This window comes from Rhizobium mongolense USDA 1844 (assembly GCF_000419765.1).
In the GTDB taxonomy this organism is placed as follows: Bacteria; Pseudomonadota; Alphaproteobacteria; order Rhizobiales; family Rhizobiaceae; genus Rhizobium; species Rhizobium mongolense.
The window spans coordinates 1-14,074 of sequence record NZ_ATTQ01000055.1 but is presented as its reverse complement, the minus strand read 5'-3'; the positions used below and the strand labels follow the sequence as shown (position 1 = coordinate 14,074).

Annotated in this window: 10 protein-coding genes and 5 pseudogenes; 4 read left to right on the top strand and 11 right to left on the bottom strand. The window is 64.9% G+C overall.

The window, feature by feature from the left end; genetic code table 11:
• The 4 genes and pseudogenes from A3C3_RS46400 to A3C3_RS48885 form a co-directional block, all read left to right on the top strand.
• Positions 1 to 352, top strand: a pseudogene (locus A3C3_RS46400) (IS5 family transposase); the annotation flags it as partial.
• 515 nt (positions 353 to 867) lie between these two features.
• Positions 868 to 1,078, top strand: a pseudogene (locus A3C3_RS44730) (serine acetyltransferase domain-containing protein); the annotation flags it as partial.
• 249 nt (positions 1,079 to 1,327) lie between these two features.
• On the top strand, positions 1,328 to 1,525 hold the full coding sequence (locus tag A3C3_RS0136095; protein ID WP_028740303.1) for a hypothetical protein: 198 nt from the start codon (positions 1,328 to 1,330) through the stop codon (positions 1,523 to 1,525).
• Positions 1,524 to 2,245, top strand: a pseudogene (locus A3C3_RS48885) (ISL3 family transposase); the annotation flags it as partial. The gene A3C3_RS0136095 and the pseudogene A3C3_RS48885, both read left to right, overlap by 2 nt.
• Positions 2,246 to 2,259: 14 nt before the next feature.
• On the opposite strand, the pseudogene A3C3_RS48060 reads toward A3C3_RS48885, so the two are convergent.
• From A3C3_RS48060 to A3C3_RS40670, 11 genes and pseudogenes are all read right to left on the bottom strand, one after another.
• Positions 2,260 to 3,042: pseudogene (locus tag A3C3_RS48060) on the bottom strand (IS5 family transposase); the annotation flags it as partial.
• Between the two features lie 136 nt (positions 3,043 to 3,178).
• Complete coding sequence (gene fni, locus A3C3_RS0136070; protein WP_028740301.1) at positions 3,179 to 4,228, bottom strand: type 2 isopentenyl-diphosphate Delta-isomerase; 1,050 nt, start codon at positions 4,226 to 4,228, stop codon at positions 3,179 to 3,181.
• Positions 4,229 to 4,313: 85 nt separating this feature from the next.
• Entirely contained in the window at positions 4,314 to 5,216 is a 903-nt protein-coding gene (locus A3C3_RS0136065; RefSeq protein WP_022719334.1) for a terpene synthase family protein, read from the bottom strand.
• A complete protein-coding gene (locus A3C3_RS0136060; RefSeq protein ID WP_022719333.1) occupies positions 5,213 to 6,763 on the bottom strand; it encodes a hypothetical protein in 1,551 nt (516 codons plus the stop codon). The genes A3C3_RS0136065 and A3C3_RS0136060 overlap by 4 nt, the downstream gene beginning before the upstream one ends.
• A 126-nt stretch (positions 6,764 to 6,889) precedes the next feature.
• Complete coding sequence (locus tag A3C3_RS0136050; RefSeq protein WP_028740300.1) at positions 6,890 to 7,888, bottom strand: polyprenyl synthetase family protein; 999 nt, start codon at positions 7,886 to 7,888, stop codon at positions 6,890 to 6,892.
• Positions 7,889 to 8,039: 151 nt separating this feature from the next.
• The gene (locus A3C3_RS0136045) at positions 8,040 to 9,383 is read right to left on the bottom strand and encodes a cytochrome P450 (protein WP_028740299.1); all 1,344 of its coding nucleotides are present in this window, start codon (positions 9,381 to 9,383) and stop codon (positions 8,040 to 8,042) included.
• Positions 9,383 to 10,237 carry an SDR family oxidoreductase gene (locus A3C3_RS0136040; protein ID WP_024318843.1) on the bottom strand — a complete coding sequence of 285 codons (855 nt, stop codon included), beginning with the start codon at positions 10,235 to 10,237 and terminating at the stop codon, positions 9,383 to 9,385. Before A3C3_RS0136040 ends, A3C3_RS0136045 begins: the two co-directional genes overlap by 1 nt.
• A 192-nt stretch (positions 10,238 to 10,429) precedes the next feature.
• A pseudogene (locus tag A3C3_RS48350) lies at positions 10,430 to 10,555 on the bottom strand (ferredoxin); the annotation flags it as partial.
• Entirely contained in the window at positions 10,543 to 11,847 is a 1,305-nt protein-coding gene (locus A3C3_RS0136035; protein ID WP_022719328.1) for a cytochrome P450, read from the bottom strand. The pseudogene A3C3_RS48350 and the gene A3C3_RS0136035, both read right to left, overlap by 13 nt.
• Before the next feature lie 94 nt (positions 11,848 to 11,941).
• Positions 11,942 to 13,144, bottom strand: a complete 1,203-nt coding sequence (locus A3C3_RS0136030; protein WP_022719327.1) for a cytochrome P450 — start codon at positions 13,142 to 13,144, stop codon at positions 11,942 to 11,944.
• Positions 13,145 to 13,777: 633 nt separating this feature from the next.
• Positions 13,778 to 14,074: transposase (locus A3C3_RS40670; RefSeq protein WP_022719304.1), on the bottom strand; the 297-nt coding region annotated here is incomplete at its 5' end.

Sequence of the window (14,074 nt, the reverse complement as noted above, 5' to 3'; positions counted from 1 at the left end):
TGATGGAACGCCAACCCGAGATCTTCTGGCGACACGCTTTGGTGAAATCGTGGAGGTCATTATCCCACCTCCCAAGACTGCCGTTGCCAGCCCTCAATCGGTGCTGGTTCCATCTGTCCGCGATCGCCATATTGCAGAAATCCAGACCAAAGGGCGGATGGCATGGCAGAAATCCACCGGCTACAACAAGCGCAGTCGCGCTGAGACCCAGATGGGTCGATGGAAGGCTGTGATCGGGCCCAAACTCAAAGCGCGACATTTTGACAATCAGAAGACCGAAGCAAAGATTGGTGTCCGTGTTCTTAACCGGATGACAGAACTTGGCCGGCCCAAGTTCGAGCGCGTTGCATGAAAAATGCAGTGGACAGGGTTGCCTCGTCCAAAGTCTGATCCATGCAACAGTGCTTAGCGGCAGTACCACCGGACTGCCCAAAGGATAATCTCACCCTGAAAATGCCGCCACTTGAAATTATTCATCAAAAGTCTCGCTGAAAATTGCCAGCACTCTTTCGGCTATCAACGGAATTTTTGCAACAGAGCCAAAATTATCGAGTTCCGGCGTTGGCCATGGCTGTATGAATTTCATGCAGACTATGCCTGAGTGACGCCGGGAAACGGGGTGTGAGAAGGCAATGACCAGAATTGGCGCATGATCGAACCGATCGGGAACGGGAAAACCAGTTTGGCACTTTGAGCCTGCAAGCTCGGGATTAAGATTTGGACCCGCTCCGCAGATCACCATACCGGCCGGCGGCCTTTGGAAGCGCCGCAACGAAAGGCCTGACAGAAGACCGCACTCGATCACACGCACAAAAGGTCAGAAACTTCTTGCAAAACGGCCGGCAACCACAGAAGTGCCAAACGACAGCAGCGGATTTAACGGCGATTAAGGAACGCGATCCGTCGAACACGGAAATCCTGACGCCATTTCTGTACTTCAAGGGGCTTTGTGGCCCTTCAGGGACAGCGCGTCGCCCACTGGCTCTGGCATCATGACCGCCTGCGCCTGGCGCGCCACATCCAGAGCCGAATTTCCGAAGCGTTCGGCGGCGACATTCATCCGGCCGCGAAGATGGGCTGAGGCCGATGACGGTTCGTCCTCCACCAAGGAACCGTCAGGACCTGAGAACAGTAGGTCGGCAACAGCCCTCGAGCAAACTTCAATACGCGGTAGACTAGAATTATTTTCTCCAAATGCATGTCTCATTTGGGATGGACGGAATAGTCATTCCCGTTCTCCGCTGTTATAGTCTATTAAGATAGTAGACTATACCATGCCCTCGCCCAATGCGCTTGGCACAAGGGCAGCTCTTATCGGATGATCGCAATGGCCAAACAGGTGATCGAATACGCCGGCGTTCCCGTCGGCATCGTCGTTCCAGACAAGGACTTGCTCAAGTTCATCGCCGTGAAGTTTCATGTTTATGACCTCGACGGCCAGCACTTTGCCTCGCCCTCCGACGTGCTGCGGGCAATCCACAAGCTGATGTCGACATCCCGCGCCGACGCTCATCGCGCGGCGTGATTGGAGTTGGAGGAAATCGTGGCGCTATGGCACAATCATCATCGATCTTGAACGTCGAAAGGTCTTGGACATTCTCGACGACCGGAGTGTGGCAAGCGTCGCACAATGGTTGAAGCGGCACCCCAATATCGAGGTCGTGAGCCGAGATCGATGCGGGCTTTACGCGCAGGCGGCTCGTGAAGGCGCGCCGCAAGCGTCTCAGCTGGTGGATCGCTTTCATCTCATTCAAAACTTGCGGCACGTTATCGAGGAACAGATGAATCTTTGCGGCCGCGCTACCGACCGAGCATTACTCCTGACGGGGACATTGAAATCTAAAATGACGATCGAGTCGCAAGGCGCAATCGGCTTCGCCGCGCGCATCGGCAGTCCCGGCAGGATGTGTTCAAGACAGTCCACGCCTTGAGCAAAGAGGGCCTGTCGTGCTCGGAAATTGCACGCCGCATAGGGTATGGCCGACGCAGCATCGCGAAATGGCTAATTTTCGGGGCGCCACCCGATCGACGCAGGCCGCGCTGGCTCACCTCCCTGGCCCGTTTTGCTCGCGTTCTTCGCCGAGATATCGACGCCGTCTGCAACGCCATCGACCTGCCCTGGAGCAATGGTCAGGCGGAAGGTCACATCAACCGCCTGAAAATGAAACGTGCAATGTATGGCAGGGCAGGCCCTGAACTTCTTAGATGGCCGATCTCCACACAAAGTGAGGAAGACCCTAATTAAATGGCAAATGACACCACCTTCGGTTCTTCCAGCGCTTGAATGAACTCGGCCGCGCCATAGCCCTTGTCCGTCCCCAGCGTCAGCACCGCTCCGGCTCGGCCGCCTGCCGGCATCGGCAATCATCGCCTTGGCCGCCTCGCGTTCGGCGTAGCCGTCGGCCTGCGTCACCCGCGCATTGGCGATCAGTCCATGCCGGTTGTCGCTCGGCGTGTGTCCGATGTAGCGCAGCTCGCTGGCCGTGCTGCCTTTGCGATACAAACGCATCCGGATCGCTCGTAGACACGTGCGTGTGGTTGCTGCGATTGTCCGCGGAAGTCGCTGCCGTCCTCGTCATCGGCGTCCTCGCGCTTGAAACTCTTGTGCCCGGCCCAGGCCTGGATCAAGGTGCCATCCACACTGAAATGTTCGCGCGACAACCAGCCCCGCTCATTGGCGATCTCCACCACTTCGTTGAACAGTGCGATCACCGCATCGTGTTCGAGCAATCGCTCCCGGTTCTTGCTGAACACCGTCGGCACCCACACCGCATCGTCCATCGACAGACCGATGAACCAGCGCGTACAGCAGGTTGTACTGCACCTGCTCCATCAATTGCCGCTCCGAACGGACGCTGTAGAACACCTGCAACAACATGGCCCGCAGCAATTTCTCCGGCGCAATGCTGGGGCGACCGCCTTTGGCACTGCAGGCGTACATTCCGGAAAACAAGCCGTCTAGCCGCACTAGCGCTTCATTGACCATCAGCCGGATCGGGCGCAGTGGATGATCGGCTGGAACGAAATCCTCCAACCGCTCATCGTGAACAGCTACTCCATGAACACATCGCTCCTGCGCATCGAACCGCCTCGCCAAGGGGGATCGGTAGTCTATCTTTGGCGTAGGTATTTCAGCAGTCTGCTAGGCGCCCGCCGCCACGTGCGTGCGACGCCGGCATCAACCGGCGGGCAGATGCGCCGAGGGCAACAAGCGCGCCTGACGCAACGCCGCCAGATCGGCCGAGCCGGTGCAGAAGCAGGCGACGGCCAACTGGCGGATGACGATCTCGAAATGCGCGACAACCGCCTCGGTGGACACCGTCGCCGCGTCCAGCACGCCGGCCGCCTGCCCGGCGATGTCCGCGCCCAGGCGGATGGCCTTGGCCACGTCGACGCCGTCGCGGATCCCGCCCGACGCGATCAGCTTCACCGTTGGCAGCGCCCGACGTACCGCCTGCACGCTGGCCGCGGTCGGAATCCCCCAATCGGCGAACGCCATCGCCACTGCACGGTCGGCGGCATCGCGGGCGCGCTCGCCCTCCACCGCGGCCCAATTGGTGCCGCCGGCGCCGGCGACATCGATCACCGCCACGCCTGCCTCGATGAGCGCACAAGCCACAGAGGCGGACAGGCCCGACCCCACTTCCTTGGTCACGATCGGCACGCCCACGCTGCGTGCGGCGCGAGCGATCTGCGCCAAGACGCCGCGCCAGTCGCGATCGCCCTCCGGCTGTACCGCTTCCTGCAGCGGATTGAGATGGACGATGAGTCCATCGGCCTCCAGTGCATCCACCGCCCGGCGCGCCAGATCCAGGCCGTCGGCCTCGCGCAGTTGCGCGGCGCCGATATTGGCCAGCAAGGGAATGTCTGGGGCCACGCGGCGCAGCGCGCGCGTCAACCCCAGGGAGTTGCCGGATTGCAGGCTTACGCGCTGCGAACCGACGCACATGGCGATCCCCAAGGCTTGCGCTGCCTCGCTCAAATGCCGGTTGATGGCCTCGGCGCGTGGCATGCCGCCGGTCATGGAGCTGATCAGTAGCGGCGCGCGCATGGTCTTGCCCAGCAGCGACGCGCACAGGTCGATCTGCGTCAGGTCCAACTCGGGCAATGCGCAGTGTTCGAAACGGATGTACTCCCAGCCTGCGGCGACCGTGGCCGGTGCCGTTCGCCGATCCAGCACGATGTCCAGATGGTCGTCTTTGCGCCGGCTCAGGGCGGTGTCGCTCATGCTCGCCCCATCCGTCGCATCGGGCGACGGCGTTGCGTCGGATCGGACCGACGGCAGCGCGCACACGCCGCCGCCTCCCGCACGTTCAGGCCGGCGCACGCTGGCCTCCCCCCGCAGCGTCGCTGCGGTAGCGGCTGGTCGAGGTCTGGTAGTACTCAGCGCGGATTGCCGCCATGGCCTCGATCAACGGTCCCCACGGCGCGGGAAAGCGTTCTTCTGCCATCACCCGGTGCAGCATGCGCTTATGGCCGGCCAGCTCGTTGTTGAGGAACTCCAGCACAGGCATAGCCGGATAGCGCTGCAGCAGCAGGATCGCCGCGTTGTCGGCCTCGCCGGCCGACCTGTCCTTGTCGCGTCCATGCAGATCGTTCTGCAGGCGCCCTATCGCGGAGATGAGCCGCAGGACCTGGCGAAATGCCGGACGCGCGCGCAAGGTCGCCATGTCCAGCCCCCACAGCAACGACAGGCAACAGAACACGTTCGCGTAAGCGATCGAATCGATGCCGTTGTGCAGGTACTCGGCGTAGGACCAGCGTTCCGCCCCAGCCGCCTGCGCGTGTCCGGCGCGCAGCGCCGCGCAGTAGCACCGGGTATCGTCGAGAAGCTGAGCATAGTCGCGACGATCGTAGGCGAGCGCGGCCAGCGAAGCGCGCAGCGCAGCGCAGCCCTCGAATCCGGGAAGCGCGCACGGCACGCCTTGCCCCAGCGCCTGCTCCACTGCGGCGAGCTGCTCCGGCGCGATCAGGCCAAGGTCGTTGCAATCGTCGAGCCAGAACAGCAGCGCCAGTTCGCGATAGAACGCCACGATCAGCGTTTCGTTCTGCGGATCGCGGCCGGTGCGGGCGCTGGTGTCGCGCAGGCTCGGGTGGATGCGCTGCAGGATGTACTGGCCGCCCCTGACCGCTTCCAGGGCATGCTCGTCGGCGAACCCGGTCAGGGAACGCCCCCACTCCAGCACCTGCTGCAGCGCGCGTTCGGTCTGGATCATGGCGCCGCTCCTGCTCCCTCGGCCAGGACGCGCCGCCCCCAACGAAGCGCCAGCCACAACCCGGCGAGTTCGGCCACGCGCACGACCCGGGTGGGGCAATACAGTTCCTTGCCGATCCACAGCGGCGTCTGCGGCAATGCATGCGCCGCATGGCGGGCGAGCATCCACTCCAGCGCACGCGCCACCGCCTGCGCGATGCGCCGGCGACCTGTCGGCTCTTCGCTCCCGTCCATCACGTGCAACGCGAACAGCGCATAGGCGGTTTCCTCGAATGTGGACGCGCGACCGGCGCCCCAGCCGCCGTCGTCGCGCTGCGCCTGCAGCAGCGCCGCGAGCGCGCGCTCGTCGCGCCACTGGGGCTTGCCTTGCGCCAGCGCAGCGACCGCATGCGCGGTGGGATACAGCCACGAAACGTGCCATTTTTCGTTGTCCCATAGACCGCGCGAGTTGCGATTGGCCTCGACGTAGGCGCTGGTGCCGGCGGCGGGCTTTCCCAACAGTCGCAACGCATGCAGGGCATGGATGTTGGTCGACACCGAGGCATTGCGCTCGCCCGGGAAGGTGACGAACAACTCGCCGATTTCGAAATGGCGCAACGCATCGACCGCCGGGTCGCGGCCTGAAAGGCGCAGCACGCACAACGCAACGGCGGTGTCGTCCGCATCGGCCGCGAAGTGCAAGGCCGGGCCCAGACCGCGCACGCCCAGGCGGGCGTCGAGCTGCGCAACGATCACTCGCACCGCCTCGGCGAGCGCGGGATGCGCGAAAAGCCCGGCCAGATGGAGGGTGTACAGCGACCAGCATGGCTCAAACACATTGATCGGCCAGACGTTGGGAACGACACCTTCGATGCCGCTGCGCGTCGCCCGCGATGCCGCCTGCAGATACGCGTCGGCGCGCCCGACCTGCGGCGTGCTCCCCTGTGTCACGGCGTGCGCACGCCACGCGGCGGTGGCCGCCGGACTGATGCCGATGCTGCCGTCGTCATCCGGGCATGCGGTGGTCGGCGACGTCCCCCAGGCTTCCCAGGAGTGCAGCAACGGATGGCCGCTCAGCAACGTCGCCGCCGCCCCCAGCTTGACCAGGCACGCTTGCTGCAGCGGCAACAGCGCCGGGTGGCGCGGAAACGCCACGCCGCCCAGCAAGGATGCGGCCTCGCCGCACAACTGCGGCAGGATCAGCTCCACGCCGATCGGCGCGTCTTCCGGCACCGCATGCGCGTAGGGATCGGGCTGGCGCTCGAGGAACCGGGTTGCAGCCTGGACTGCGTCGGCAGCGCCGGGAAGAGCATCGGCACGCTGCAATGCCAGCAACGCCGCCCACGTGGGCGCATGGCGGAACAGCGGGAAGTCCGCGCTTCCCCATCCGCCATCGGCTTGTTGCTGCGCGATGAGCCACGCGTATGCGTCCTGCCGCCCGGTGACGTTGCCGTGGAACTGCAGAGCTCGCGCCGTGTCATAGACGGACGGACCGACGCTGCCGCCGTCGCTCATCTCCCTCAGCAGGTGGCGCAATTCGGAAAGGATCTGTTCGGACAGCGCGTTCACGCGGGATGCTCCTTCTGCAGGCGGTTGACGAGAACCAGGATCGGGCAGACGCCGCGCACGTCGCTGCGGAGTCGGATACAGTGCAGCATGCACCGCTGCCGGGCGACTCCATGCGGACGGGCGCGCTCATGCGCATGGCGCGTGCTTGAACAGATACGCGTTGGCCCGCTGCAGCATCTGCGCCAACCGTTCCGCACGCGGCCCCAGCGGGGCGATGGCCTCCTCGGCGTCGCGCAACAGATCCAGCGCGAACTGGCGCGCTGCCTGCAGGCCCATGATCGACGCGCAGGTCGGCTTCTGCGCCGCCGCGTCCTTGCCGGGGGTCTTGCCCAGCGTCGCGGTATCCGCTGTCGCGTCGAGAATGTCGTCGACCACCTGCAACGCCAGGCCGAAACAGGCGCTGTAGCGATCGAGCGCACAGTACAGCGCAGCGTGCGCGGCATCCTCCGCGATGGCGCATAGCGCGCCCATGCGAACGGACGCGCGCACTAGCGCACCGCTCTTCATCCGGTGCATAGCCACGATCCTGTCCAGCTCGACGTGCTTTCCGACCAGCGACAGATCCATGGCCTGCCCGCCTGCGGCACCCTCGGCGGACACCGCCTGCGCCAGTTCGCGCACGAGCGCGATACGGTTGTCGCCCGGCGCATCCACGTTCGCCAGAGTCAGGAAGGCGTGCGCCTGCAGCGCATCGCCGACCAGGATCGCAGTGGCTTCGCCGAACTTGACGTGCACGGTCGGAAGGCCGCGGCGAAGCACGTCGTCGTCCATCGCGGGCAGGTCGTCGTGGACCAGGGTACAGGCGTGCATCATCTCGATGGCGGCGCCGACGTCGTCGAGCATGTGCGCCGGCGTGTCGGCCAGTGCGCCGGCAGCCAGACAGAGCAAGGTTCGGGTGCGCTTCCCGCCATGCAAGGTGGCGTAGCGCATCGCCGCCATCAGCTCGGTCTCACCGTCGTCTTCGGCGCAGAGAAGACGCGCCAGCGCCTGTTCGACCCGCTTTGCGCCGTCCTGCATCCAGATCTCCGGCAGCAACCTGCCGGATGCGCCGCGCGCCTGCGCGCCCAATCCGCCGAGCGCGGAAACGCCAGGTCGGTCGTCGTGTAGCTTGGAACCGGTCTGCATGTTCATGTCCTTGTACCTGACAGGAGATGGCCACGGCGAGCGGCGAGCCGCCGCGGTGTTGCCGGCGTCGCACCGAGCGCGCGCGCCGAGTGCAGCAATGCCGCGCGTCGCCGGCGCCGCTGCCTCGCCACACGGGGCATGCGATGCCAGCTCATGAGAATCCGATGCGGACTTTCATGGACGGATGTCCGGTCGGGTAATAGCGCCGGCCTTTTTCGACGTCGCTCAGCAACCGCGGCCGCACCCCGGCCTTGTGCATGGTCAGCGCCAAGGCGATGCAGAACTGCACCATTTCCAGCCATACCAGGTGGTAGCCGATGCAGACGTGTGGGCCGGTACCGAACTGCAGCATGTCCACCGGCCGGATCGGCTCCGTGCGTTGCAGCCACCGCGCCAGGCGGAACTGATCAGGCGCCTCGTGCAGCAGCGCCGAGGTCGAGAAATGCAGCAGCGGGATGCACAGATGGGTGCCCGCGGGAATGCGCCGTTGGCCGAGTTGCAATTCCTGCAGCGCGCGACGCGGCAGGAGCGTGACCGCCGGATGCAGGCGCAGCGTCTCGCGGAACAGCGCCTCGGCGACTGGACACTGCGCAAGGTCCGCGTGCCGGGTCGGCACCGCGCCCACGCGTTGCGCCTCTTCGACCAGGGCGTCCCACAGCACAGGCTGCCGCGCCAGCTCGATCACCATCCAGGCCATCGTCGAGGCGGTGGTCTCGTGACCGCCAAGTAGCAGCAAGCGGATATTGGCGACCAAGACGTCATCGGAGAGCGCATCGTCGCTGCGATCGAAGGCGCTCACCATGTCGTTGATCAACCCGGTGCGCGCGGCATGCGCGCGCGCGTCGCGGACGAACTGGCGCAACTGTGCGTCGATCCAGTCGCGGGCGGCGCGGCCGCGCCGCAAGGGCAGTCCGGGCAGGTCGACCGGGGGCGCGACGATCAACTGCAGCAGTTGCCGGTACTTGCGATGCCATCCCGGCAGGTCCTGCGCTGGGATTCCCATGAGGCTGAAGATGAGCTTGAGCATCAGGTCACCGGTTTCGCGCAGGATGGTTACGTCGCCGCGGTCACGCCACGCCTGCACCCGCGCCCAGATGACGGGCGCGAACAGGTCGCCGATGCCGGCCTGGGTCAGCCCCTTGGGCACGAACGCCGCCTTGATCGCATCGCGCGCCTGCCGGTGCGCGCCGCCGTCCTGGGCGACCAGCGTTCCGCCAAGCAATTCGGGCGCGATCTCTTCGATCAGCGCCGAGGACACGTCCTTGTGCCGGAGCAGTGCGAACGCATCCGGATCCACGCAGGTCATCTGGTGTCCGGCAGGGCCGAAATCCAGCCAGAAGTGGCTGCCCAGCGTACTTTCCGCGCGCCGCAGCAGGCGCGGCAGGTCGCAGACGATGGCGGGAAGATGCCCGACCAGGGGGAAAGCGCCGGGCACGACGGGGATGTCGTGTCGCAGCCGGTGCCGACGGTTCAGCGGGTTGAGCAGCATGTCCATCAGCTCCATCTGCAGCGCGGCGCCGCGGCCGCTTCGGGGGTGTCGCCGGCAGGCCGCGCGGCGCGGCTGTTGCCACCGTCGGCGTACGTCGGCACATGCGCCAGCATGCCGCCGTCGATGCACACGACCTGGCCGGTGATGAACGCAGCATCGTCGGAGAGCAGGAACGCCACCAGCGCGGCCACGTCCTCGGGGCGGCCGACGCGCGGCAGGAGCTGGTGCCGGCTAAGATGCCGTTGCATGCACTCGTCCAGCTTAGCGAGGAGACGCTCGGTCATGATGAGACCCGGCGCAACCGCGTTGCAGCGGATCTGCGCATGACCGTACTGGGTGGCGAGCGAGGCCGACAGCATGTTCATCGCCGCCTTCGACGCGGCGTAGGACGTCAGCGCGGTGTCACCGCTGAGCCCCTGGCACGACGACATGTTGACGATCGCGCCACTGCCGCGGGCGATCATCCGTGGGATGGCCTGCCGGCAGCAGAGCAGCGTGCCGCGCAGATTGGTCGCCATGGTCTGATCCCAGACCGCCAGGTCCAGGTCGAGGATCGCGCGGTCGCGCGGGGTCAGATGCATGGCGCTCGCGTTGTTCACCAGCAGGTCGACCCCACCGAAGTGCCGCTCCGCCGTCTCGAACAGCGCTGCCACCGCCTGCGCATCGGCGATGTCCATGGCCACTGCCAGCGCGTGGCCTGCTTCGGCCGCGATCTGCGCGGTGCAGGCGATGGCCGCCGAGCCATCAATGTCGGCCACCACCACTCTGCCGCCCTCGCGCGCGATGGCGAGGGCGCATGCCTTGCCGATGCCGGCGCCCGCGCCGGTCACCACGGCCACCTTACCTTCAAACCGTCCCATCGTGACCTTCAAACCGTCCCATCGTGCCCCTCCTGTATTGCTTTGGTTTTTCGCGGCATGCCGCTTGGCCTCCGCCGGAGAAGGCGCAGGGTCGGCGCTGGCGCGCTCGTCGTCGCCAGCGTCGCTTTCGATGACCCGAATGGCGGCGACCGGGCACTGGCTGGCCGCGAGCCGCACGGCGGCGTGCATCGCCTCCGGGACCGTCGACACGCACACTTCGGCCACGCCGTCCGGTTCGCGCTGGCGAAAGGTGCCCGGCAGCGTCAGCACGCACTGCCCGGTGGTTCCACACAGATCCTCGTCGACTACGACGCGCATCTCAGCCCCCCCTGCACATGCAGCCGCACCGGCAGCGCGCGGAACGTCCTAAGGAATGCGGAGGGCTCCCGGGTCGGCTGCTCGGCCAATGCCAGCGTGGGGAAGCGCGCCTGGATCCGCGGCAGGCTCTCGGCCAACTGCACCCGGGCCAGTTGCGCACCGAGGCAGAAGTGGATGCCATGGCCGAAGCTCAGCATGATCTTCCCGTCGGTCGACATGCCAGGACTGGTGCCGTAGAACCGCGCGGGATCGAAGCGGTCGGGATCGGCGAAGGCGTCCGGGTCGCGATTGCCGGCCGCGATCAGCACGCGCACGTCCGCGTTCTTCGGGATCACCACGCCGCCCAGTTCGATGTCGCGCTGGGCGATACGCGGAATGGAGCTGAACATGGCGGGCGCGTCGCAGCGCAGGACTTCTTCGACGAATGCCTCCACCCCCACGGCGTCTCCCTGCAGCCAGTGCCGCTGTTCGGGATACGCCAGCATCGCCAGGACCGCATGGTCGATGGTCGCAGCAGTGGTGGCGAAGCCGCCCAGCAGCATGCCCCACAGCATGCTGATCAACTCCGCATCCGACAGGGTGTCGGCATCGTCGTCGTGTGCGCCGACCAGCATCGACACGATGTCGTGGTGGGGATCGGTGCGCTTGCGCTGTATGAGGTCGCTGAAGTAGGCCTGCACCCTGGCGCTGACCGCGTCCGCTGCGGCGAGCTGGGGATCCCTGGCGTGCGGGCTCAAGCCTTCCAGAATGGCGCCGATGCCGGCGGCGAGCCCGAACATGTCGTCCTGGGGCATGCCGAACAGTTCGGCGAAGACCAGCATGGGCAAGGCCAGCGCGAATTCCCGATGCAGGTCCACCGCCTCCCCGCGCTCCAGCGCGGGCGCCATGCCGTCCAGGCGCGCTGCGACGATGCGCGCGATGCTCGGCCGCAGGTTGTCGATCTGGCGCATGGTGAAATCGCGCGAGATCAGCCGGCGCAGACGCGTATGCGTCGGTGGTTCCTTCATCGCTAGCGTGGACGCCAGCAGATTGAGCGACAGGCTGGTCGCCGCACGCGGGAAATAGCGGGCCAGTTCGCCCGGCGCCGGTCCCCGAAATGCATCGCCCGTGGCCTTGAGCGCCCAGTAGATGTCGGCGTGGCGGCTCAACAGAAAGAGGCCCGACGCGGCGCGATGCACCGGATCGTGCTCGCGCAACCACCGCATGAACGGATACGGGTCGTGGATGCACGCTGGCGATGCCAGTTCGGCGAAGGCGTCTCGGCATGCTGCCGTGGTTTCTTGCACGTCCATCTTGGTTACCTGTTGGCTGGTTGATCTGACCGGCGCGCGCCACGCGCGCCGGCAAATTGCGGAGAAGATCGCGATTCCCGGCGACTTCCGCGCATCACCAGAGCACCGGAAACTCTTCGAACCCGCCAGTGATGATCTCCTTGCGCAACTTCAGCTCTTCGGGCGCCACGGCCAAGCGCAGCGCGGGAAAGCGCTGGAAGATCGAACCGAAAACCACCTTGAGTTCCAGCCTGGCCAGCGCCACGCCGATGCAGTAGTGCGGCCCGGAGGAGAACGCCAGGTGTGGTTTTTCGTCGCGTCCGATGTCAAAGATTTCCGGGTCGTCGAAATGGCGCGGATCGAACGACGTCGCCGGTAGGCCGATCAGCACCTTGCTCTCCGCGGGAATATGCACGCCCGCGATGGTCACGTCGGTCCGCGGATAGCGCATGATGCCGTCCCAGCCCGCGCCCGGCGGGTACATGCGCAGGATTTCCTCCACCGCCTTGTCCACCAGGGATGGATCGCCGACTAGGCGTTCGCGCTGTTGCGGATGGCGGAACATGGCCAGCAGGCCGAATTCGATCTGCGCGACGGTGCTCTCGTGCCCCGCCACCAGCATGCCCGCCGCCAGGCCGATCGCCTCTTCCTCGGTCGCCTTGCCCTGGTCGACCGCCGCGAGCAGATCCGTCAGCAGGTTGTCGCCCGGATCCTGGCGCTTCTCGCGCATCTTGCTGCGAATGTAGGCGAGCAGTTCTTCCCAGGCCAGGCGCGACGCGCTGCGCGGGCCGCTTTCATGCTGGTGCGTCATCACCTCGTCGGACAGCCCGGCGAAAAAGGCGTGATCCTCGTAGAGCACGCCCATCAGCGCGCTGATGACCATTGCCGGAAGCGGAAAGGTGAGGTGGCGCCGCAGGTCGGCAGGCTGGGGCTGGGCCGCCAGCGTCTCGAACAACTGGGCGGCGATCGCCTCGACCTGCTGCGCGAGCAGCTTCACCCTGCGGTTGCTGAAGGCCGGCGCCACGATCGTGCGTAACCGGGCATGCTCGTCCCCTTCGTGCGAGACTAGCCACCCCGGCGACCCGAGAATCACCGAATCCGGGGTGAATGCCGCCGGCGGCATTCCCGCGGGCCGGAACGCGGGGTCGGACAGCGCCGCCTTGGCCTCGTCGTAGCCTGTCACCCACCAGCCTTCGTGCCCGGATGGGAAGCGCACGCGGTGGATCGGACCGTTGGCGCGTAGCGCCAACATCTCGGGCGAGGGCTCGATATGATCGACGCGCCACATCGGCAGCGTCGGCAAGGGTTGTTTGGACATGGTGGCACTTCACTCTCTAAGCGATGGAAGGGCGGAAGGTGACCGGCAGGCGCTGCGGGCAGCGAATGACGTAAAACGAAGCTCTACTAGTACTTGTTTTAACACAATAGGATCAGAAGATATATTTGAGAATATATACTGTTTATATTATGTAATAATACGATAAGGCATTAATTTTTCTCAAAGATCTGAAACTATACCAAAATATATTTTAGAATATATTCTGGTTCATTTTTCCAACTGGTGGATTTGACGTGATACATGCCGGGAATCGCGGCTGTCACTTAGCAATTAAACGTGAGAATGCGGTTGTTTCAGCCGGATTTGGCAGATGAGAATCCGAGGGGCAGGATTCTCATGTGTGGAGCGGCCGTTTATAGCAAGAGAGAAAATCTGTGATGCCGTCCTGGTCGGGTGCAAGCCATGTGTCCGGCCTTTACGAGGCGGCACATACAGCCGCAGGCCCTGATGAAGTCCGCAGATCGGGTTCCAATCAAATTAACGCGCTCGAAGCGCCTTGAGAATGTCGGATTAATCCAATCCCCGGTTCGACCGGTTTGCCATCACATCTCATCACCCTCGCTATCTACGCGTCCAGCGTTTCTATTCGAGTTTGCCAAACGGAAGATTCGATTATGCAGCGCCAACGTGAGCGATATAGGCTTGGTTGCGCGCCAACAATGCCCAGGCAACACGCGCAGTCTTGTTGGCCAGGGCCACCGAGACCAGCCGGGCCGGTTTACGCGTGAGCAGCTTTGCCGCCCAACTCTTGCTGGCATTATCCTGCCGTGCCCGACGGATCACCGCCGTGGCACCGATAACAAGCAGNCGCCGAATATAGCTATCCCCCTGTTTGCTGATGCCGACAAGTTTCTCCTTGCCGCCACTGCTATGCGCGCGCGGCGTTAGACCAAGCCACGCCGCGAAGGA